21 protein-coding genes are annotated in these 20,908 nt (G+C 51.8%); 4 read left to right on the top strand and 17 right to left on the bottom strand.

Features of this window, described 5'->3' with window-relative positions:
• Nucleotides 1–47: 47 nt before the first annotated feature.
• The 3 genes from NQ560_RS12010 to NQ560_RS12000 all read right to left on the bottom strand — a co-directional run bounded on the left by NQ560_RS12010 (nt 48) and on the right by NQ560_RS12000 (nt 1,676).
• Complete coding sequence (locus NQ560_RS12010) at nt 48–233, bottom strand: hypothetical protein (RefSeq protein WP_005333800.1); 186 nt, start codon at nt 231–233, stop codon at nt 48–50.
• 250 nt (nt 234–483) lie between these two features.
• Nucleotides 484–1,473 (bottom strand): 23S rRNA (adenine(2503)-C(2))-methyltransferase RlmN, encoded by a 990-nt coding sequence (rlmN, locus tag NQ560_RS12005; RefSeq protein ID WP_002569187.1) that lies wholly within the window; start codon nt 1,471–1,473, stop codon nt 484–486.
• A gap of 23 nt (nt 1,474–1,496) precedes the next feature.
• On the bottom strand, nt 1,497–1,676 hold the full coding sequence (locus tag NQ560_RS12000) for a cysteine-rich KTR domain-containing protein (RefSeq protein WP_002588768.1): 180 nt from the start codon (nt 1,674–1,676) through the stop codon (nt 1,497–1,499).
• A 384-nt stretch (nt 1,677–2,060) separates the two neighbouring features.
• On the opposite strand from NQ560_RS12000, the gene NQ560_RS11995 reads away from it, so the two are divergent.
• The 4 genes from NQ560_RS11995 (at nt 2,061) to NQ560_RS11980 (ending at nt 4,623) form a co-directional block, all read left to right on the top strand.
• Nucleotides 2,061–2,414 (top strand): helix-turn-helix transcriptional regulator, encoded by a 354-nt coding sequence (locus NQ560_RS11995; protein WP_002569186.1) that lies wholly within the window; start codon nt 2,061–2,063, stop codon nt 2,412–2,414.
• A gap of 257 nt (nt 2,415–2,671) precedes the next feature.
• A complete protein-coding gene (locus NQ560_RS11990) occupies nt 2,672–3,001 on the top strand; it encodes a plasmid mobilization protein (protein WP_002569185.1) in 330 nt (109 codons plus the stop codon).
• Nucleotides 2,962–4,308 (top strand): relaxase/mobilization nuclease domain-containing protein, encoded by a 1,347-nt coding sequence (locus NQ560_RS11985; protein WP_002569184.1) that lies wholly within the window; start codon nt 2,962–2,964, stop codon nt 4,306–4,308. Before NQ560_RS11990 ends, NQ560_RS11985 begins: the two co-directional genes overlap by 40 nt.
• Before the next feature lie 63 nt (nt 4,309–4,371).
• Nucleotides 4,372–4,623: a helix-turn-helix domain-containing protein gene (locus tag NQ560_RS11980; protein WP_002569183.1), complete on the top strand. Its 252-nt coding sequence runs from the start codon at nt 4,372–4,374 to the stop codon at nt 4,621–4,623.
• A gap of 177 nt (nt 4,624–4,800) precedes the next feature.
• On the opposite strand, the gene NQ560_RS11975 is transcribed toward NQ560_RS11980, so the two are convergent.
• The 14 genes from NQ560_RS11975 to NQ560_RS11910 form a co-directional block, all read right to left on the bottom strand.
• Nucleotides 4,801–5,166: a cysteine-rich VLP domain-containing protein gene (locus NQ560_RS11975; protein WP_002569182.1), complete on the bottom strand. Its 366-nt coding sequence runs from the start codon at nt 5,164–5,166 to the stop codon at nt 4,801–4,803.
• Nucleotides 5,163–5,375, bottom strand: coding sequence for a transposon-transfer assisting family protein (locus tag NQ560_RS11970; protein WP_004607965.1), 213 nt, complete (start codon nt 5,373–5,375; stop codon nt 5,163–5,165). The genes NQ560_RS11975 and NQ560_RS11970 overlap by 4 nt, the downstream gene beginning before the upstream one ends.
• Entirely contained in the window at nt 5,372–6,325 is a 954-nt protein-coding gene (locus NQ560_RS11965) for a hypothetical protein (protein ID WP_002569180.1), read from the bottom strand. Before NQ560_RS11965 ends, NQ560_RS11970 begins: the two co-directional genes overlap by 4 nt.
• 3 nt (nt 6,326–6,328) lie before the next feature.
• Nucleotides 6,329–9,892 (bottom strand): YodL domain-containing protein, encoded by a 3,564-nt coding sequence (locus tag NQ560_RS11960; protein WP_002569179.1) that lies wholly within the window; start codon nt 9,890–9,892, stop codon nt 6,329–6,331.
• 212 nt (nt 9,893–10,104) lie between these two features.
• On the bottom strand, nt 10,105–12,195 hold the full coding sequence (locus NQ560_RS11955) for a DNA topoisomerase 3 (protein ID WP_002569178.1): 2,091 nt from the start codon (nt 12,193–12,195) through the stop codon (nt 10,105–10,107).
• A 15-nt stretch (nt 12,196–12,210) separates the two neighbouring features.
• Nucleotides 12,211–12,399 carry a hypothetical protein gene (locus NQ560_RS11950; protein ID WP_002569177.1) on the bottom strand — a complete coding sequence of 63 codons (189 nt, stop codon included), beginning with the start codon at nt 12,397–12,399 and terminating at the stop codon, nt 12,211–12,213.
• Nucleotides 12,396–13,097 (bottom strand): DUF4366 domain-containing protein, encoded by a 702-nt coding sequence (locus tag NQ560_RS11945; protein WP_002569176.1) that lies wholly within the window; start codon nt 13,095–13,097, stop codon nt 12,396–12,398. Before NQ560_RS11945 ends, NQ560_RS11950 begins: the two co-directional genes overlap by 4 nt.
• A complete protein-coding gene (locus tag NQ560_RS11940) occupies nt 13,090–13,368 on the bottom strand; it encodes a DUF4315 family protein (protein WP_002569175.1) in 279 nt (92 codons plus the stop codon). Before NQ560_RS11940 ends, NQ560_RS11945 begins: the two co-directional genes overlap by 8 nt.
• A gap of 34 nt (nt 13,369–13,402) precedes the next feature.
• The gene (locus tag NQ560_RS11935; RefSeq protein ID WP_002569174.1) at nt 13,403–15,472 is read right to left on the bottom strand and encodes a C40 family peptidase; all 2,070 of its coding nucleotides are present in this window, start codon (nt 15,470–15,472) and stop codon (nt 13,403–13,405) included.
• 35 nt (nt 15,473–15,507) lie between these two features.
• Entirely contained in the window at nt 15,508–16,467 is a 960-nt protein-coding gene (locus NQ560_RS11930; protein ID WP_002569173.1) for a DNA-methyltransferase, read from the bottom strand.
• Nucleotides 16,464–18,902: a VirB4-like conjugal transfer ATPase, CD1110 family gene (locus NQ560_RS11925; protein WP_002569172.1), complete on the bottom strand. Its 2,439-nt coding sequence runs from the start codon at nt 18,900–18,902 to the stop codon at nt 16,464–16,466. Before NQ560_RS11925 ends, NQ560_RS11930 begins: the two co-directional genes overlap by 4 nt.
• Complete coding sequence (locus NQ560_RS11920) at nt 18,853–19,254, bottom strand: PrgI family protein (protein WP_002569171.1); 402 nt, start codon at nt 19,252–19,254, stop codon at nt 18,853–18,855. Before NQ560_RS11920 ends, NQ560_RS11925 begins: the two co-directional genes overlap by 50 nt.
• A gap of 177 nt (nt 19,255–19,431) precedes the next feature.
• Nucleotides 19,432–20,301: a VirB6/TrbL-like conjugal transfer protein, CD1112 family gene (locus tag NQ560_RS11915; protein ID WP_002595174.1), complete on the bottom strand. Its 870-nt coding sequence runs from the start codon at nt 20,299–20,301 to the stop codon at nt 19,432–19,434.
• A gap of 19 nt (nt 20,302–20,320) precedes the next feature.
• Nucleotides 20,321–20,536, bottom strand: a complete 216-nt coding sequence (locus NQ560_RS11910; protein ID WP_002569168.1) for a Maff2 family mobile element protein — start codon at nt 20,534–20,536, stop codon at nt 20,321–20,323.
• Nucleotides 20,537–20,908: the final 372 nt, after the last annotated feature.

Genomic DNA, 20,908 nt, shown 5'->3' with positions numbered 1-20,908 from the left:
GGCAATACGGCGTTTTTCAAAAACGCCGAAGATTTTTTGAAATTTCTTCAAAAATTTTTTGAACGTACAAAATGCGCCCGTCCGAAAAGCCCGGACGGGCGCATAGGCATTGTAAGCAGTATCCAGATGATTAGATAGTTCATATATATAAGCGTAGTTTCCCCCGGTGGTGGGCGGGCTTTTTTTGATAAGTCAATAACTGTCGGATTTTGTCGATATGCTTTTTGCTTCATGGCGGCTACCTCCTTTAGCCGCCGATTTCAACAGTGATACCGCGTCATTTCATTAGAAGATAAAAAGAAACGGCGGCTTTGATTTTTCAAAGCTGCTGCGGAAATCAAAGAACGACAAGCAACAGTTCTGATTTTGCTCCAATATGGTTATTAGGGGCACAAATTAAAATCAAAAAAGAGCCGATAACAGCAGTATTTCAAACTGCATATTATCGGCTCTGCGTCTGTGCGTCTGGCTCTTTTAATTAAATTATTTCTGTTGTTTTTTGGCTTTATTATATGTATTAGCTAACTGTCCACAAGCTGCTTTAATCTCTCTACCATGAGAAACTCTCATGGTAACTTCAAGTCCTGTTTGCTCTAATTGATGTTTGAACGCAACCATTTCTTGTTTTTGTGGTGCTCTAATTTTTGAATTACTCGTCGGGTTGTATTGCAGCACGTTAATCATAACATTTTTGCCCTTAAACCATTTTGCAAGTTGCCTTATATCTGAGGAACGGTCATTTATACCTGGTAAAAGCAAATACGCAAATACCACTTTTCGATTATGCCTTTGAGAATAGGACAATGCTTGCTTAACAACATCTTCAATAGCGTACATGTGCATATGAGGAATGATACAGTTTCTCGCAGCCTGTGTTGCTGCATGTAAAGATATTGTCAACTGAATTTTTAGATGTTCTTCGCGCAATTTTTTTAATTGATTAACTGGACCAACTGTTGATACGGTAATGCCGTCGGTTGGAAAGTTAAGTCCATTTCTATCTCGAAGAATATGGATTGCTGCAATCAAGTTGTCGTAATTGAATAAAGGTTCTCCCATTCCCATAAAAACGATACGATTTACTTTTTGACGTATCAATACAACCTGCTGCACAATTTCAGACGGTGTTAGATTACGAACAAAACCATTGCGTCCGGACTCACAAAAAATACAGCCAACAGAACAACCAACTTGCGTACTTACGCAAACAGTCCCACCATCTCGCCGTTTAATAAAAACCGTTTCAATATACCTGTTATCTTTCAATTCATAAACATACTTTTCAGTATCGCTACTTTTATAGACTTTTTTTGTTGATATTGATAGATTTTCTTTGTGAAATGGCTGTTTATACAATTCCGTATATAAGGCTCTTGCTTTATCCTCTCCAATTACTTCCGACATTTCTTTGTAAGTAAATCCGTATGGGTCATTCAATATTTCCGTAGGTGTACTTTTAGGTAAGTGTTTCATTTAAATATCCTTCCTTTTCAAAATTAAAAAGTTTGTTTTTCAGAGTTTTTGATTATGATTTCTAGTTTTTCAACATCAACGATATGCGTTAATTTACATTTAGGGCAGAAAAGAGGAAAATTTCTTAATACCGTATTATAAAATACTTGAACCCTCGTCTTTCCGTTACAAATTGGACATTTTATCCAATATTTTTCAAGCATAATATTTCTCCTTTTGCGCAAAAAAATGCAGGTCAATTCTCAACATGAGCATTGACCTGCATTTATACATATAATACTACAACAAAATTAAGGCATAGTTTTTATACTATGTCTATACGTCGTTAGTTTTGTTGTATAGCATACGCAAAATAAGCATGACAAAAAAGCCCATATTGAAAATGGGAAAAATCTTTTTTGATTTCAATGCTTATCGAATACGCATGCTATGTAACATAAACATTCCCCCCCTTTTATATAATATTATATACAAAAGCAGCTTGTTGTCAACATATATATATATGAATTATTTTGGCTAACTGATAGAACTACGTAGACATATCCAAGAAGAAAGGGGAACAGTAAAATGTAATAGGGTGAATAACTATGGCAAAAAGACCAGTACCACGATACGACTTTAAGGCTTTTGGGGCAGCGATAAAGGCAGCGCGTGAGGGATGCAAGGAGAGCCGCAAGAAAGTAGGCGACGAAATGTTTATCTCGCCGCGCTACCTTGCGAACATTGAGAACAAGGGGCAGCACCCAAGTTTACAGATATTCTTTGAGCTGATACAGCGTTACCATATATCCGTAGACCAATTCCTTTTAGAAACGCCGCCGGAGAAGAACACGCAGCGGCGGCAGCTTGACGCGCTTCTTGACGGTATGAGTGATACAGGCATACGGATTGTAACCGCAACGGCAAAGGAGATTTCCGAAGTCGAAAAAGAGGGCGAATAGGAATGTCCGACTTAAAACTGAACAGGATTTAGAAAGCGTTGTAATCTTTTTTGAGGTTGCAGCGTTTTTCTTTTGCGTAAGTTTGGCAAAATCGCTTTTTCTCCGTAGTAGGTGATAAGAGCCTAAAGGATAAAAACATTCGTAGCAAGCATAGGAAGCGGGTACCACTTCCGTATTTTCGCCCTCCCGCGCTGCGGCGCGTCGGTTGAAAATTGCTTGTTGGGAAGTCTCGGAACGGAAAGGAAAGGAGCGAACACATGGACGGACGCAAAAGGACAGTGCAAATCAAATTCAGAGTGACGGAAGCGGAACGGGATTTAATACTGGAAAAAATGAAGCTCGTACCCACCCGGAACATGGCGGCGTATCTGCGGAAGATTGCCATTGACGGGTATATCATTCAGATAGACCACGCCGATATAAAGGCTATGACCGCAGAGATACAGAAAATCGGTGTCAACGTCAACCAGATAGCACGCCGCGTAAACGCGACGGGGAACGCATACCAAGAGGACATAGAGGAAATAAAGGGGGTGCTTGCGGAGATATGGCGGTTACAAAGATTAAGCCTATTAAAAGCACTCTAAGCAAAGCCCTTGACTATATCGAAAACCCGGACAAGACGGACGGGAAAATGCTTGTGTCCTCTTTCGGTTGCTCCTATGAAACGGCAGATATTGAGTTTGAATATACCCTGTCGCAAGCACTCCAAAAGGGGAACAATTTAGCCTTTCATCTGATACAGTCCTTTGAGCCGGGGGAAGTCGATTATCAGAAAGCCCATGAAATCGGAAAGCAGCTTGCCGACGCGGTAACAAAGGGGCAGCATGAGTATGTACTCACGACGCACATTGACAAAGGACACGTCCATAACCATATCATTTTTTGCGCGGTGAACTTTGTAGACCACCATAAATACAATTCCAACAAAAGGAGCTATTACGGCATACGGAACATGAGCGACAAGCTGTGCCGGGAAAATGGCTTGTCCGTTGTCGTCCCCGGCAAGGGCAGCAAGGGAAAGAGCTATGCGGAGTACCAGGCAGAAAAGACGGGTACAAGTTGGAAAGGCAAGCTGAAAACCACTGTTGACGCGCTTATCCCCCAAGTTTCCAGTTTTGAGGAATTGCTAACGCGGTTACAGGCGGCGGGCTATGAGATAAAGCCGGGGAAATATGTATCATGCCGCGCCCCCGGACAGGAACGCTTCACCCGCCTTAAAACCCTCGGCGCAGACTATACAGAGGAAGCCGTAAGGGAACGGATAGCGGGCAGACGGACAAAGGTGGCGAAAGCTCCCAGAGAGCAGCGCGGCGTGTCGCTGCTTATCGACATTGAGAACAGTATCAAGGCAGCGCAGAGTAAGGGCTATGAACAGTGGGCGAAAATCCACAATCTGAAACAGGCAGCTAAAACAATGAATTTCTTGACGGAACATAAGATTGAGCAGTACGCGGATTTAGTCAGCCGGATTGAGGAAATGGCAGCGGAAAGCGGACAGGCGGCAGACGCATTGAAGAACGCCGAAAAGCGGCTTGCGGAAATGGCGGTGCTTATCAAGAATGTTTCCACCTATCAAAAGACAAAGCCTGTCTATGACGCATACCGCAAGGCAAGGAACAGGGAGAAGTACCGCGCCGGACAGGAACAGGCAATTATCCTCCATGAAGCCGCCGTAAGGTCACTGAAAGCGGCGGGCATTGCGAAGCTCCCGAACCTCGCCGCGCTGCAATCGGAGTATGAAGCCCTCCAAGCGCAGAAAGAAGCCCTTTACGCCGACTATGGAAAATTGAAAAAGAAAGTCCGGGAATATGATATTATCAAGCAGAACATTGACAGCATTTTACAGGCAGACAGACAGCCGGAACGGGAAAAGGAAACAGAACGCGGATAAGGATAGCAAAATCCCCGCCGCTGTGCTATGATAGGGCTATCAAAAAGCAGAGGAGCGTTGAGCATGGAAAACCAGAAAATGCCGGAATATGAAACCATACGCGCCGCCGTTGCCGGGGAGAAATGGGCGGTGGAGAAAGTCGTGGATTGCTACAAGGACGAAATCGACAGGCTATCGACGGTAGCGGTCAGACAGCCAGACGGAAGCACGAAACAGGAAATCAACGAAGATATGCGCCAGTCTATCACAAAGAAGCTGATAGAAGCCCTCCCGCAGTTCCCGCTTGAAGAAATGGAAAAGGGAAATGTCAGATAGGCAAAAAAAGAACAGGGCGCGGAAGCCAGTATATGACTTCCGCGCCCTGTCTTTTTATGGGTGCTGTTTTCGTGAATGTTACGCAGTAGAACGCCATTTTCGGGGGTAAAGGTATAAAGTATCGCCTATCCGATTTTCACGCCCGGAAAGCCCTGTAAATCAAGGGATTTTCCGCACCTACTGCGTAACAGGGGTGCGTCTTTTCCTCATGCGCTCGGCAGCTTGTCTGCGGGTGATACGCTTCCGGCAGACGGGGCAGTATTTGACACTGTTAGAGGTTGACGCAAAGAACGCGCCGCACTCGGTACACTTCTTCTTGTCCCCTGTCTGGTAAAGCTCCGCATAGAGTAGCCTGTCGGCGGGAAGCACCGCAGCCCGGAACCACTTGCAGAGAAGCGAATAGGAAATGAGCTGCGGACAAACGCACTCGTCCCCGTCGTCCAGTAAGATACAGTTCCCGTTATCATAATTGCAGCACGTCCGGCGCACAAGGGCGTTGACTTTCCGGCTCTGGGGCGGCGTCAGCCGCTTAACCCCGTTCATACTTCATCAGCGGCGTAAATGGGAAGCTCTGCAAATTCCGCTTCGGTCAAAGCGTCCACTTTGGAAAGGGTGCGCTTTGCAAGCTCCCGCATATCCGCGTCCATGTAGGGCAGCGCGGCGTTGACATTCTCAATCAAAGCCCGCTTGCCGCCCTCGTTGTAAATGCTCAAAAGGTTTGTTTCTTCAACAGTCAGTCTAATCATGCTCATACCTCCATATCGTGATTTTTTGTTTTTGCCGCCGCCTTTTTCGGGGCGGTCTTTGCCTTGTCTGCTTTAAGCTGCGCCCGGATAGAGGGGCGGGGCTTCCTTATCTTCCTGTCCCGGTTCTCCCCCTTGTCAATCAGCGCATACGTCCCATGTCTGCCCTCGATTTTGGAAAAGGCAAGGGTCTTGTAGGGCAGCATGGAGAAAAGGCGGTCAGTGTCCTTTGTGGCTGCAAGCTGCATGAACGCCGGGGAAAGCTCTACCATGAAATGGGTCTTGTTGGGGCTGTTCGGCGTGTCGTGCCGCTTCATTTCCCGTACAATGCGCCGCGCTTCCGTTTCAATCAGCCCGTCCCGCAATGCGGCGATATGCGCCTTGAAATCCCCCGGCGGAAGCTGCTCCCGGCTGCGCCGTTCTTCCTGTAAGAGCGATTGCAGCGCGTCCGGGTCGTTGGGTACGGCTTCAAAGCGTTCAAACTTTCCAAGCTCATAATCGGGATTGCCGTTGAAAAACTGTCCGGCGGGTATCTCCCGTTCCCCATGCTCATAAATCAGCTTCACCGTATCGGCGGGCAGCTCCTTTTCCTTGACGCGCTCATAATGTTTAGCGTAGTCCAGTTCGTACAGATTGCCCTTGATTTTCCCGCGCTCCGTCCCCGTTAGCTCGATTGCATAGGCAAGGACGCGGTCGCTCGTCTGCTCCATGTAGAAACGCCATGTGTTGTGGGGCGCGGTGTCTTTGAGGAAAACGTCGCGCTCCCGGAAGCAATGCGTCCCGGACGGGCGGCAGAACCACAAAAGGGTCTTGTCCTCCTTGCGGGGGCTTGCCGCCGCCTTTGCGATAATCTCCTTGTCAATCTCCAAGTCGCTCTGGTAAAAGCCTGTGTTCTGCTTCATAACCGCATTGAGGGAAGCGAACAAATCCACGTTCTCAAATTTACTCTGTTTCGGCATGGGTCAGCTCCTTTCCAAATCCTGTAATTTCTGCTTTGCGTTTTTCTTCTGCGCCTTTTCCTTGTCAGCCCTAAGCTGCGCCCGGATAGAGGGCTTCTTTTCCGGCTTCGCTTCCTTGCCGCGCTCTTTGTCGGCTTTGACCGCGTTAGCCAGGTCAACAAGGGAAATTGTTTCTCCCGCCTTAACCTTTGCTTCCAGTTCGTCAACGGTAGGGGTGTTGTTGATGATACCGTCAAAGTTGTTGTCGTTCTGCTCTACGGTGTCCTCGATATGCTTCAAGGGGTTTGCCTTTTCCGGCTGCTCTGCGGCAACAGCAAACGCCCGCGTCCCGTTCCCCATAATCAGATACTTTCCGTCGTCCGACTGGTGGTGAAAGCCATATCCGGCGGCTTCTATCTGCTCCCGGCTCATGGCGGTCACATGGAAAGTCCCCCTCGGTGTCTGGATTGTTTCGCCCGTTGTCAGCTCGTCCGGGGTAAGCTGCTTCTGCTCCTGTAAAAACTCCGGCACTTGCCGGAAGCCTACGCTGTCAACGTAATGCGCGGTGTCCTGTCCGTTCTGATGAAGCACTACCACGTCCGAAACGGAAAGGCTGTGTCCCTTAAAATCTTTTGGGTGGTCGATATTGAAGCGGGTATAAATATCTTCAAGGGAAGTTTCCGGCGCAAGGGGCGCGGAATAGACAAGCTCATAGTTCGCTTTATCAACCACATTTCCCGCCGCCTGCAGGCGGTCGTAAGGCTCAAAGCGGAAGTCCCTTGTTTCGTCCCCGCCCTTTATCTGGTAAATGGAAAAGGTGTCCTTGTCCTGTCCGGTGGTCTGCGCCGTTTCCTGTGCCTTTGCGTAAAGCTGCTTTACGTCGCCCTCGGTCAGCTCGCCGCTTTTGAGCTGCCCCATAAGCTCGCGGCATTTCTCCGGCGTTCCCGTATAAAGCACGTCGCCCATTTTCGCCCGCCCGTTCTCCTGTGTCACATAGGCTTGCAAGAGGTGGCTGTTTTCCCGGCTGTCGCTGTAAGGGTTCCGGCGCACTCTGTAAATCGTTTCCGGGGTAAAGGCTTCTTTCGGGGCTGCTTCCGGCTTTTCTTTCCCGGCTGTATCTGCTTTTTTCGGGGCTTCCGGCTGTGGCGCGGCTTCTTGTCCCTCTCTGGTGGGCTGCTCCTGTCCGGCGGTCTGCTCCTTGTCCTGTGCCTTTTGCAGCTCCGCAAAATTCGCGTCTATGGAATTGATAATCTCGGCGGCTGCGCTGCGTATCGTTTCAAGGGAGCTTTTCAGCTCGGACAGCTCCCGCCCGCTGCTCCACCCGGCGACATAGCCGAAAGAATAGTCCGACGTGTCAAGCCCGTAATGTTGGCAGACGGTATAGGCGACGCTTTCCGCTTCGACTTCGCGGGTGCGGCGGTCAACGCGGGGTTGCTCGTCCTTTGGCGCGTTGAGGTCAATGTCGTGCAGCTTCGCATGGGCGATTTCGTGAATGGCGGTCTTTAAGGTCTGTAATTCGCTCATGCCCTCGTTGATAGCAATGCGCTTGTCCTCCAAGTGGTAGTAGCCATGAGAGCCGCCCTCGATATTCTCAAAGGCGATAGGAACGGGGGAAGTCTTTTCAAGGGCTGCGAAAAAGTCCTTATAGCGGTCAACGTCGCCTGTCAGTTCGTCAACGGCAATGTCCGGCAGTTCCTTTCCCTCGGTCTGGGAAACGTCAAAGACGGATACCACCTTGTAGGCGGGTATGGTGATTTCCTTTTCCTCGGTGACGGGCTTTCCGTCCTTGCCGATTATGGGCTTCTGCGTGTGCGGGTCGATTTTCTGCATTTCCTGTTTGATTTTATAGGGCGACGGGGCAATGATTTTAATTCCCTTTTGCCCTCTCATCACATTTCGCTCAAAGTTGTTCTTCCAAGCGGAAAAGCCCGCCAAAAGGGAAGCGTCCGGCTTCTGCATGGCGATAAGGACGGTGTTTCGGAAGCTGTAATTATGGAATTTTGACATGACTTTCAGATATTCCTTGTAACGCTCGCTGTCAAAGAGTTCCGTAATGCCCTGTTCCAGACGGTCGGTAATCTCTTTTAATTTCTCGGCGGGCTTCCCGGCTGTCAGCACGATAGGGATAACCGGGTGCGGCTCCTGTGGCTGCTCTGCGGCGGTTCGGGCGGTCTGCTCTGTGGCGGCTGCGTCCATAAAGGTCTTGTCCTGTCCGCCGCGTTCCGGCTGTGGGAAGCTCATAACGCGGTATTCTTTGGGTATCTCGTTTTCCGTTCCCCGATACCATTCGGTAAAGGTGTTCTGATTGTTATAGATATAGCCCTGTTCGGTAAACTGCCCCTTATCCTTGCTAACTGCGTCCCGCCCGTATTCTTCATACTTGAAATATTTCTTTGCTTCTTCGGGAAGCTCCAGCTCGTCCAGTTCGTCGATAAGATAATAACCGTAATCTTCTTCGCTGCGGACAGTGGGATAGAGCCAGTAACAGTCAAGGTTTTGTGCAAGGTTGATAAGGTCTTTCATGCTTCCGGCATACTCGCCATGTGTAACCGCCGCCGCAAATTTATCCTTGTCCCCGTCACTCTGCATTTCCAGAAGTTTTCCAAAATAATTCAGCTCGTCCATGCTTGCGCTTTGGATAACGGAAAGCGGCAAGTCAAAGGGGCAGTCCTCCGTAGAAGAATACCCGTTGATGAAAAAATCCTGCGGATTGTCTGCGGTAATGCCGACGCTTTCCATAGCCGCATGAAGCTGCTCTGTTGTGGTCGGCATGGGAAGCCACACGCCGCCCGGTTTGCCTGTTTCAAAGCGGCTGCGGCTGTCGATAAGAATTGAAAACTGCTCGTTTATGGTTTCACGCTCCTTTCTCTGTTCGGTGTCCTGTGGCGGCTCTGCTGTGGTGGGGGCTGCTTTTTCAGCGGTAGGCTGCGCCCGTTCCTCGCCCTCGATAGCATAGCCCGGTAAAAGCTGCCCGTTTACTTTGAAATGCTCTGCATACTCTGGCGGGATAGGCGGCGATACCTCGGTGAATAAATGCTGATAGGCTTTGATACGCCCATTCAGATATTTTTCCATAGCTGCCTTGTCTGCAAAGACTTTCCTTTCCTGTCCGGCGATTTTTGCCTGTCCGTAATTGTGGGGGCTGTTGGTGTAAATACTCCATGAAAGCGTCCACGAATAGGGAATGGATTTCTCTTTTTCCCTGTCATACCGGGTATTCTCGGATATGTGGTAGCGCATTTGGTAGACGCGGTTGCTGATGTGCTTCCCGTAGTCCGTAGCTTCCCACTGGTTCGCGGTATGCGTAGCTTCGGGTGTCCTCACATACTCAATGGCTTTGTCAATGGCAAGGGTCTTTCCCGCCTGTTCGTCCCATGCCGCCGCCTGTTCTTGCAAGGCTTCAAAAGCTGCCTGTTCAGCCGCCGCGTATTCTTCCCGCAATGCCTGTAACTGTTCTAAGGGCAGGGCGGTAAGCCCGGAAAGGTCAGCGGTCTGTTCCTCAAAATAAATATTTCGCTCTATCCGCATACTGTCAGCCGGGTCTAACTTGTCACGCTCAAACATGGAGTAACCTTTTTTCTTTTCCATTCATTCGCTCCTTTCTGAAATGGCGGCGCACCGCCGCGCTTTTGGGGTTCGCCCCGTACTACGGTGGGCTGTGCGTTATGCCAACAATTTTTTCATTTTTTTAGAGGGTTTGGGAAACTTCCCAACAAGCAAAATCCCCGTCCGGCGCGTCAGCGGCAGGACAGGGATTTACGGAAGTGGGTACCCGCTTCCTATGCTTGCTATTCAAGTTTTTAGTTCTTCTGTACTTCGATACGGTAGTTGACGTATTTCCCGCCAGTGTCAGCCAGAACGATAGTTCCGTCATAGGTCTTGCCTGTTTTCGGGGAATAGAGCTTCTTCACATTCACTTTGCCGGATTTAAGGAGCGCGGCGGCAATCTTCGCGGAAAAAGCGGTCTTGCGTTCCTCGAAAAAGCGGTCATTCTTCCACATGACAAAGGCACATTCTTTGTTGCTGCAATAATAGTTTTTCTTCCCCTCATGGACGGGGGAACCGCAACGGGGGCATTTGCCGACAGAGGGCTTTTCCTCCCGGAACAAATCCTTTTTCCCGTCCAGTGCTGCGGCGTGTGTCTGCACAAGCTCCCGCGCCATAGCTTCAATGCCGGACAGAAATTCGCCGGGGTCTGCGGCTCCCTTTGCTATCTGCGTCAGATTGTTTTCCCATTCTGCGGTAAGCTGCGGGGAAGTGAGCATATCCGGCAAGACTGATATAAGGGCGGCTCCGTTCTGCGTGGGGATAAGCTGCTTCCCCTTGCGCTCTGCAAAGCCGCCCTTTACCAGTTTTTCAATGACGGCGGCGCGGGTGGCGGGAGTGCCAAGCCCCCGGCGTTCCGCGTCCGGGTCGGTGTCCCCGTTCCCGGCTCGCTCCATAGCAGAGAGAAGCGACGCTTCGCTGTGGGGCTTCGGCGGCGTTGTGGTATGCTCCGTTACTTTTGCGGCGGGGTTAGGAAAGTTCTGTCCCTCGGAAAGCTCCGGCAGCGTCACGCCCTCATTTTCCCCGTCCTCTGCTTCGGGCTTATCTTTCAGCGTCGCCCGGTATCTGCGTTCAAGCTCTTTCCAACCCTCCGCAAGTACGGTCTTTCCCCTTGCGGTGAAGTCTGTCCCGGCGCATGAGAAAACCGCCGTAACCGCTTCATAAATATGCGGCTCGGCGGTGGCAAAAAGCAGACGCGCCCCCGCAAGGGTAAGGATATTCTTCTCGCTTTCCGGCAGCGCGTCCGGGTCAGCCTTTGCAAGCTCCATAGTGGGAATGATTGCGTGGTGGTCTGATACTTTCTTGCTGTCTAATACCTTTGCAATCTCCGGCGTGAAGTCCGCGCCCGCCATAAAGGGGAGCTTTTCGCAAAGCAGCGCGATAATGTCCGCTGCGGTGCCGCCCATGTCGTCAGTAAGAAAGCTGCTGTCCGTCCTCGGATAAGTAAGGAGCCGCTTTTCATAAAGGGATTGTGCAAGGTCAAGGGTCTGCTTTGCGGTGTAACCGAAAATGCGGTTCGTTTCCCGCTGCAAAGAGGTAAGGTCAAAGAGCTTTGGCGGGGCTGCGGTTTTCTTCTCTCTGGTAAGGGAAACGCATACCGCCTTTCCCGCTTCGCAAGCCCCTTTCAGCGCGTCGGCTTCTGCCTTGTCCGAAATCCTTTCGCTTGCCGCGTCCGCGCCGGATAAATCAAGGCGAACATGATAATATTTTTCTTTCTGGAAATGGGAGATAGCCGCGTCCCGGTCGGTGAGCATTTTTAAGGTCGGGGTCTGGACGCGCCCCACGTTCAAGGTCTTTCCATACAGGCAGGAGAAAAGCCGGGTGGCGTTAATGCCGATAAGCCAGTCAGCCTTTGCGCGGCAGAGGGCGGACGCAAAGAGCGCGCCATAGTCCCGCCCGTCTTTGAGGGAAGCAAAGCCCGCCTTAATCGCCCCGTCCTCCATTGAAGAAATCCACAAGCGGCGCATGGGCTTCTTGCAGCCCGCCACTTCGTAGACAAAGCGGAAAATCAATTCACCCTCGCGCCCCGCGTCACACGCATTTACCACTTCGGAAACGTCGGCGCGGTGCATAAGCTCTTTAATGGTTTTGAATTGCTTCCCCTTGTCCGGGTCAACGGCGTACTGCCATTCCTCCGGCAGAATGGGTAAGCTGTCAAAACTCCATTTTTTATATTGCTCCCCGTAGGCGGCAGCTTCCGCAAGCTGTACCAAATGCCCGACGCACCATGAAATGAGGTAGCCGCCGCCCTCGATATACCCGTCCTGTTTCCCCTTAATGCCAAGCGCGGCGGCGATAGTCTGCGCCACGCTCGGCTTTTCTGCAATCACAAGTCTAAATGCCATGAAAAAATCCTCCTTTCAGCGTTCCGGCGCGGTGTGCTTCTTCTCCTGTGCCTGTTTCAGACAATAGCCGATACAGGGGGATTGCGCCTTATAAGGGCAACGCATACACGCCGGGGATTTTGGAACGGGCGGCGCACTGTCACGCCGCCCGGTGGGTCTTTGTACCATCATTTTTTCTAAAGGGTTTTCGGTAAAAAGCGTCATGCTTCCTCGTCCTCCTGTTCTTCATCAGAAAGCCCGTCCCCCTCGTCCTCGTCGTAATCGTCAAAATCGAAATCTTCAAGGTCGGTGTCGCCCTTGACGTTCTGCTTTGGCTTCATAAACTTAAAATAATAGAACGCGCCCCCGCCGCCAAGAAGTGCCACGACAAGGAAAAGCACAAGCCCGCCTGTATTGCCTTTCTCTTTGGGCTGCTCTGTTGGTTTCTCGGTTTCCGGCTCCGCTTCCTTGCCGCTGCAAGCGGTCATGTTGTCCTTGCAGACAGGGCAGCTCACATTTACCTTTCCGGCTTCGCATTTATCGGTGCAACTGCAAACGGCGGGCGGGGCTGCTTCGGTGCTTCCGTCCTCCATGAGTGCCATAAGGTCGGCTTCGTCCACTTGATTAAGGAAATGTACGGTGTCCTCGCCCTCGTCGTCCCGGTCGATAAGGATATAAAAGTAATTGCCGTTTTTGGTCGTCACTGTGATAAGCTGCTTGTTGCCGCCGAAATCGTCTACAAGGGTCGCGTTCCCGTCCGGGGTAAGGGGTTCTTCCTTTTCGGGTTCCTCATAGACAACGCCGCTGTCGTCGGTCGCGTCCTGTCCCTCCGGGGTCTGTGCAAAGGCGGTGACGGAAAAGCCGCCCGTCAGCATGAGGGCGGCGCAGAGTGCGGTCAAGGTTCTAAGGATTTTCTTATTCATTCTCGGTGTCCTCCATTTCTTCGGTGTCGTGGTCTGCGGGTTCTGCGGGGTAGCCCGGCGCGGCTTCCATGCCCGGAATACCGCCGCCGGAAAGCATAGCGGAAAGCTCATGCGGGGAAAGGCGCATGGAGCGCACAAGCTGTACGATTTGCAGGTTTTCCGCTTCGGTTTTCTGCGCTTCAAGCCCCCTTAATCTGTTCTGGTACTCGGTGATTTTCTCGCGGGTCTTTGCAATCTCTTTGTCGATACGTTCAATTTTGTTCATAGCCATCAATAAATTTCTCCTTTCTTTGCTCAAAAATATGTTAATTCCAGTTCATCAGCCCATAGCCTTTGATACAGGAGTAATTGACGGGGTAGCTCTTTATCTTGCAGGCGTCGCCGGAATTGCCCTCGACGGTATAGACGCGCTCCCCGTCCGTTCCGATAACAAGCCCCACATGGTCTGCGCTCCCGTCCCCGTCCCAGTCGAAAAAGATAGCGTCGCCGGGGGCGATATTCTCATAGCCCCTCGCGCCCCATTGCCCGCGTGACTGGAACCAGGGTACGCCCTGTGACTGGCACCCGGCAAAGCGCGGCTCGCTCTTTCCGGCTTGATTGTAGCACCATGAAACGAAACAGGCGCACCATTCCACGCGGCTGTTAAATCCGTACCAGCTCCAAAAGGGTCGCCCGCCCACGTTGCCGACTTGCCGCTTCGCAAGGTCTACAACGGCGGTGTTGCCGGGGCGTGTGCCGTTTACAAGCTGTACGCCGCTTAAATCCTCGGACGCGCCCATATCGGGGGAGCCGCCGCCGAAAATCAGCGGTTTGTTTCCGCTTGTTTCCAGATAGACGCGGTACATTTCAAGCTGCTGTGGCGTTAGAAGTTCCTCCGCAATCTCGGAAATGGGCTTGTTCGTCAGCTTCACGTTGAGGATATGGTACTCGTAGGGTACTTCCTCGGTGGTCGTTTCCCCTGTTTCCGGGTCTGTGCTTGTTTCTGTGCGGTAGCGGATTTCCGTTTCTTCTGTCAGCGTCAAAGTGTACTGCATGGCAAAGACGCGATTTAGCTCTGCCTGTGCGCTCTGCGGGGTGTAGGTCTGTAAAAGGGCGGTGAGGTAGGACGCTAACTCATGGGGGTTATGCCCGATACTGTCAAGGTCATAGCGGTATTCGTCATAGCCGGGGTGGGTGCTTTCGATATTGTCAATCTGCTGCTGAAGCTCGTTTTCCTTTGCGGCGTAATTGTTCTCCGTCGCCACAAGGTCGCTGTCCTCCGACGTGTAGGAAGTCCCAAGTATGCCGTTCATCAAGCCGGAGAACATGGAACCGCAAGAGGAAAGCCCCGCCGATACCATGATGAATAAGAGTAGCGCGGCAACGGCGATACATACGCCCGCCGGGTGCCGCCCTACAAAAGCGATTGCCTTTTTTGTTTCCTCGGCGGTCTTTTTTGCCGCCTTGCGGGTGTTCTCTGCGGCTTTCTGCGCCGTTTTTGCGCCGCCTTTCCTTGCCGACTTTGCATACTGCCGCTTGATTTGCTGCTTCTGCATGAAGCGGGAAAGGGGATTGCCCGCAATCTGCGGATTGTCATGCAGGGCTTTATGGTACTGAAAATCCACATTCGCCTTGAACGCCGCTTTCTCTGCCTTTGCCGCCGCCCGGTAGGGTTTGAGCTTGTGGCTGTGGTAGCCCTCCTTGACTTTCCGCGCCCCGTACTTTGCGCCGCGCTCTGCCAGTTCTTCGGATTTGTGCGCCCCCTCAACGCCGGAATTGTCCTTTTCAACGGAATGTATCTTGTTGTGGACGAAAATACCCGCTTCCTGTGCGGGGCGGGATAGCGGGTTATTGTGGGGCTTATTCTTTCCTATGGGCTTTTCCTGTTCCTCAAAATGTAGGCGGGTCTTGCCTTTCCCGGTGGCTTCATCAAAGGTGCGCTCCCGTACAAGTTTCTTTTCTTTGGGGATAGCCGCCTTTGCCGCGTCCAGACGGTCGGCTGCTTTGTCCGATTTTCGGATATACCTTTCAAGCTCCGGCGTTGCCCGTTCCTCGTCGGTAAACTGCAAGCGGGAAGATTTTTCTTTTGCTGTGGCTTCTGCCTGTGCTTTCCTCGCCGCCTTTTTGCTCGCCTTTCTGGTACGCGCCCCGTCGATACGTTCCAAGACGCGCTCGGCTGCTGCGGTGTCCTGTTCCCGTTCTGCCCCCGGCGCATGGGGAAGCGGCGGCGTGTCGGTTAAGGGCGGGGAAGTTGCGCCGCCCGGTAGGGGCTGCGCTGCCTGTTCCGGCTGCGGTGGGGCTTCGGTCTTTGCAAAGTCCGCGTCCCTTATCCGCTTGCTGATACGTTTCTTTTTCCCGGTAGCGGCGTTTACCTCGACAGCCCCCTCGCGGGTCATTTTCTGCGTGACTTTTTCACGCGCCTTATATTGTTTTATGTGTCTGTCCCTCCAATCCGCGCCCTTGCAAGGGCGCAATACTCGGCGTTTATCTCAATGCCTATATAATGCCTGTCAAGCTGCTTTGCGGCTGCCCCCGTCGTGCCGCTGCCGAAAAAGGGGTCAAGCACAACGCCGCCTTTCGGACAGCCCGCCTTGATACAGGTTTCGGCAAGTTTTGGCGGGAACGCGGCGAAATGCCCGCCCTTGTAGGGAACGGTATTGATAAGCCACACGTCCCGCCTGTTCCGCATGGTCGGCATGAGGGCTTCGTCGTAGTAGCTGCCGCTTCGCGCCCGGTTAAGCCCCTGTACGTTCCCCTGTCCGGGTACTTCGTCCGCATATTTCTGTCCCGCGCTGCGCCCGGTGCGGTACCGCGCCGCCGTTGTGGGGGCTAACGGCTCGGCTATGGCGGCTGCGTCATAAAAATACTTCTTTGACTTCGTAAGCAGAAAGATATGTTCATAGCAGCGGGTAGGGCGGTCTTTCACGCTCTCCGGCATGGGGTTTTCTTTCTGCCAGATAATGTCGCTCCGTAAATACCACCCGTCAGCGCGTAGGGCAAAGGCTAAAAGCCAAGGGATACCGATTAAGTCCTTTTGTTTGCAGCCGGAAACGCGGTTGTTTCTTGCAATCTGCTGTCCGTTTCTGCCTTTCGGGTTCTTCGGGTCTGCATGGTAGCCTTTATTTCCTGTGCCGCAGTAGGTGTCCGCGATATTCAGCCAGAGCGTACCGTCAGAACGCAGTACCCGGCGCAGCTCGCGGAAAACCTCGGTCAGCCTGTCAATGTACTGCTCCGGCGTGTCCTCCCGCCCAATCTGCATATCAAGCCCGTAATCCCTAAGCGCATAGTAGGGCGGGCTTGTGACGCAACAGTGTACGCTTTCCTCTGGAAGCTCCCGCAAGGCATAGAGCGCGTCCCGGTTGATGATTGTGTCAGTTTTCAGCCCGTTCATGCTTCGCCCACTTCCTCCGGCTTCGTCGTCATTACCCGGTAAAGCTCGGTGTCTTTCGGGAAGCGGTCTACAAAGGGCAGCACCACGTTCCCGTAGAAGATAAGCCCCTCGCCCGCTTCGGTGTGGGTGACATACTTCATCTGCTGCGGGGAGATGTTGAGCTGCTTTGCAAGGATAGCCCGGTCGCCCGCCGCCTGATTGAGCATGAGGACAAAATCAGAGTTTTCAAAGATATTCTCCACTTCGCGGGAAGCAAGCAAATCTTTGACGTTCTGCGTGATTGCTGTGGGTATGCCGCCCCATTTTCTGAAACGCTTCCAGATTTCAACGGAATAGGCGGCGGTCTGTTCCTCTTTCAAGAGAAGATGAAATTCGTCCATAAAATACCGGGTGGATTTCCTTTCTGCCCGGTTGACGGTGACGCGGTTCCATACCTGGTCCTGCACAATGAGCATACCTAATTTTTTGAGCTGCTTCCCAAGCTGCTTGATGTCAAAGCAGACAAGGCGGTTTGAAAGCTCTACATTCGTCCTGTGGTTAAAGACGTTAAGGCTCCCGGAAACATAAAGCTCCAACGCCGCCGCGATACGCGCCGCTTCCGGCTCCGGCTGCTTCAAAAGCTCGTTGTAGAGGTCGCCCAAGATAGGCATTTTCTCCGGGTCGGGGTCTGCAAGGAAAGGGCGGTACACGTTCCTAACAGCGCGGTCAATGACGGTCTTATCGACGGGCTGCAAGCCCTCCTTGCCGCCTATGACAAGCTCGCAGAGGGAGAGGATAAAGTCGGATTTCAGCGCAAGGGGGCTGTCGTCCTCGCTGTAATTGAGGTTAATATCCATAGGGTTCACATACTGGGGCTTCCCGTCAATGCCCTTGCCCGTAGGCGATAACCGTATCACTTGCCCGTCAAGCCGCTGCACAAGGGAAAAATACTCTGCTTCCGGGTCGCAGATAATTATGTCGTCGTCGGTAATGAGGAAAGCGTTTGTCATTTCCCGTTTGGCGGCAAAGGATTTCCCGCTTCCCGGCGTACCCAAGATTAAGCCGTTGGGGTTCTTTAGCTGCTTGCGGTCGCAGAGTATCATGTTGTTAGACAGGGCGTTTAAGCCGTAATACAAAGCCGCGCCCGTCTGAAAAAGCTCCTGCGTGATAAAGGGGATAAAGATAGCGGTGCTTGACGTGGTAAGCCCTCTTTGAATGGGGATAAGGTTCTCCCCAAGCGGTACAGAGGACATAAGCCCCGCTTCCTGTTGGTAGTCAAGGCGGGTTAAGGCGCAGTTGTTCTTCTGTGCAATGCCCGCCGCCGCGAATACGTCATTTTCCAGTTTCCTTTTTGTGTCTGCCATGTTCACCACAAGGAACGTCAAGAGGAACATTCTTTCATTCCGGCTCTGCAAGTCCTGTAAGAGGTTCTTCGCTTCGCTGCCGAAAGTGGCAAGGTCGGACGGGATTATATCCATGTCGTAGCCGCTGCGTACCGCTTTTTTCTGTTCTTCGATTTTCATTTTGTCAAGGTCGGTGATTTTCCGCTTGATTGTCTTTATGGCTTCGGTCTGGTCGATACTGTGGATATGCAGATTGACGATAACGCCCGTTTCCAAGTCCAGAATGTCAGATAAGATACGGTCGTTTAATTCCGGCGCAAGGATTTCAAGGAATGAAACCGCGCCGATTTTGCGCCCCATGCGGAAATACCGCCCCTCGCCAAAACGGAAAGAGGACGGGGCGATAAAGTCCTTTGTGGAAAGCCCGGACGGGGCAAGCCATGAAAAATCAAAGGCAAACTGCCCGCCCTCCGGGTGGAAAATGCCATGCAGCATTTTAAGGCGTTCATAGCCTGTCATGGGGCGGGCAGACACGCCCAAGAGCTTAAAGTTGTTGAGTACGTCCGTTTCGATACGGGCAAGGCGGGATTTCGCCGCGCCCAGACTGTCGGCTTCAATGGCAAAGGTGATATATTTTGCTTTGACAAGCCCGTTGTTGCCCTTTGCAAGCTGGTTTTTCAGCATATCCCGGTATTCTGTGCGGATAGAATTGAAAGCGTCCTCCTGTGCCGGGATATTGACCGCCTTTTCCGCTTCGCCGCGCTGCGTCCCCTGATTGATGAAAGAGAGCTGCACCGAAACGGAAGCGTCAAAGTAGTTGAGGAAGTCGCACCAGTTCTCAAAAATGGCGGTCTTGTCGTCTGCCTGTGCAAGCTGATAGTTAATATCTTCAAAGGCGACGGTCTTTGAGTATTTCCGTCCCGTAACCTTGCAGATACCGTCCGGGTACATCTGGATATAAGGGATTGTCTGCTGCGCGGTGTGCGCTTTCCCGTCGCCCTTTGCCTGTCTGATGATTTCCGCAATCTGCTTTTTCTCGGCGCGGGTGAGCTTGCGGGGCGGGTTAGGCTTTGCGCTTCCCGCCGCGCTGTTTCTTCGTGTTTCCTTTTGCAATCGCTGATACCTCCTTTTCAAGTTTTCTCTGCCGTTCTAAGACGGAATAAAAGTTGTCTGTCCTGTATGGTCGTTCTTTGGGGGCTATGAATTTCGTCTGAATGATGTTCTTCACCACCACTTCAAGGGGCTGTCCATGCTTCTCATACATGGCAAAGAGGAAACAGGGCAGCATGACGGCAATCATAGCCATAGACGCAAGGCTTGTGCCTGTGCTGTCTTTGAGCAGAAAGAAAAGCGGCAAGCCGAACAGGAGAGCCGCCGCAAAACATACAATCTGCCGTTTGGTAAGGTTGAACGCTACTTTTGTCTTGACTTTGGATAAGTCTTTGGGTACGGGTACATACGCCAAGTGAAAACCTCCTTTCTCTGGGTTTGGTGTTGCTGTAACTTCCCATAAGGGTAATCAAGGCAAAGGTCAATCTATGCCCTTTGCCCGCCCGTATTATATGGGGGTTATCCGCGTCAAGGTCGGGTCGTATTTTCGCCGCTTCGCTCTGAAAATCTCCACCCTGCCCTTGACACGCCGCTAATGCGCGGAGAATATCGACTTCGCCAGTGCGCCGGATTTGAACAGGGAGAAACAGAGGATAACGGTATAGGCTGCAAGGGAGAATATCGCGCTGTGCAGATTGTCCGCTATTATCATGTTGTTTACCAGAACCGCGTAAATGCCGACGCATATCATAATGAGGAAGCCTTGAAAACCGATAGCGAACAGGGATTTGAGGTAGTTGTTTCCTATCTGCCCCCATTCCCGGTTCGTCATTGTTGCAAACGGGATAGGCGATACCGAACAGTAAAGGTAAATCTCTATCATGCGCCCGTAGAGGATAACGGTTATCAGTACGGACATGATTTTCATGCACAAGCTCACAAGGCTTGTTTCCATGACAAGTAAGAGCAGTTCGGGGATTTCCATAGCGTCAAGCCCGTCCTGCATGGAAGCAAGGGCGGCGGCAACATCAATCTCTGTGCTGCCGCCGATTACCCCCGCCGCGCCGGAAACAACGTGCTGCGCCATATCGAACACCGCCATAGTGATGTCAAAGGTGTGCGTCACAAGGTAGACTGCCACAAACGCCTTGAACACCCACTTGAAGAACATGGAAGTGTCAACGTCGTGCATATTGTTCTTTTCCGTTACCATGCTGATAAGCTCATAGCATAGGACGTAGGTAATGACAAGCCCCGCAATGGGTACGATTACATTCTCACTAAGGGTCTGTATCATGGAGAATATATTTGCGTTCCACCCTTGCGGGGTCTGCCCTACCTCTGCGGCGATAGTGCCGACTTTCTCGTTTACGTCCCCGAACATAGTTGACAGATTACCGTTTATGGCTCCTATGAGGATTTCCTTTATCCATTCGTTAATCGCGTCAAGTATGCTCTGCATAAGCCTTTACCCGCGCTTCTTAACCGAACAAGCCGGAAAGCAGCGGTACAAGGGTCATGCCGATAAGGGCAACGCCGCCGCCCGCCATAAGCTGCTTCATGCCCTGGCTCTTCGCGCCCGGATTGTCGTTGCCGTAGCCCTCCATGAGATTGATAACGCCCCAGATACCAAGCCCGGCTCCAAGTGCTACAACAAGGGTCTGCAAAACGTCTACTGCGCTATTGAAAAATGCCATAAATAAATCCTTTCTGCCGCGTCTGCGGCTGTCCGGCAAGCGGACAAAAGGCGGTCAGCGTATGCCGCCGCATAAAAAAACCGCCCTCTGGTAAAGGCGGCTGTCCCCGCGCTGCGTAAGTTCTGCGGCGCGGCGGTATTCAGTTGTAGGGGGGTGCGGCTCCTGCCGCTGTGTGCTGCGCCGGAAAGTAGGGGCGCGTATCATGTAGCCGATATTGATATATGTGATTGCTTCGATTCCTCCTTTCGGTGTCCCGCTGTGCTGCCGGACGGGTATTATTCAGACTTGCGGGAAGTGAATAGCTTGCATAGCAAGGTGTTCGCTTCCCGCAAGTTCACAAAGGGGTAGCTGCCGCAAGGCAGCGTAGGGGAA

Origin of the sequence: Dorea formicigenerans (genome assembly GCF_025150245.1) — a bacterium.
GTDB classification, from domain to species: Bacteria; Bacillota; Clostridia; order Lachnospirales; family Lachnospiraceae; genus Dorea; species Dorea formicigenerans.
This window is presented reverse-complemented; position numbering and strand designations above follow the sequence as displayed.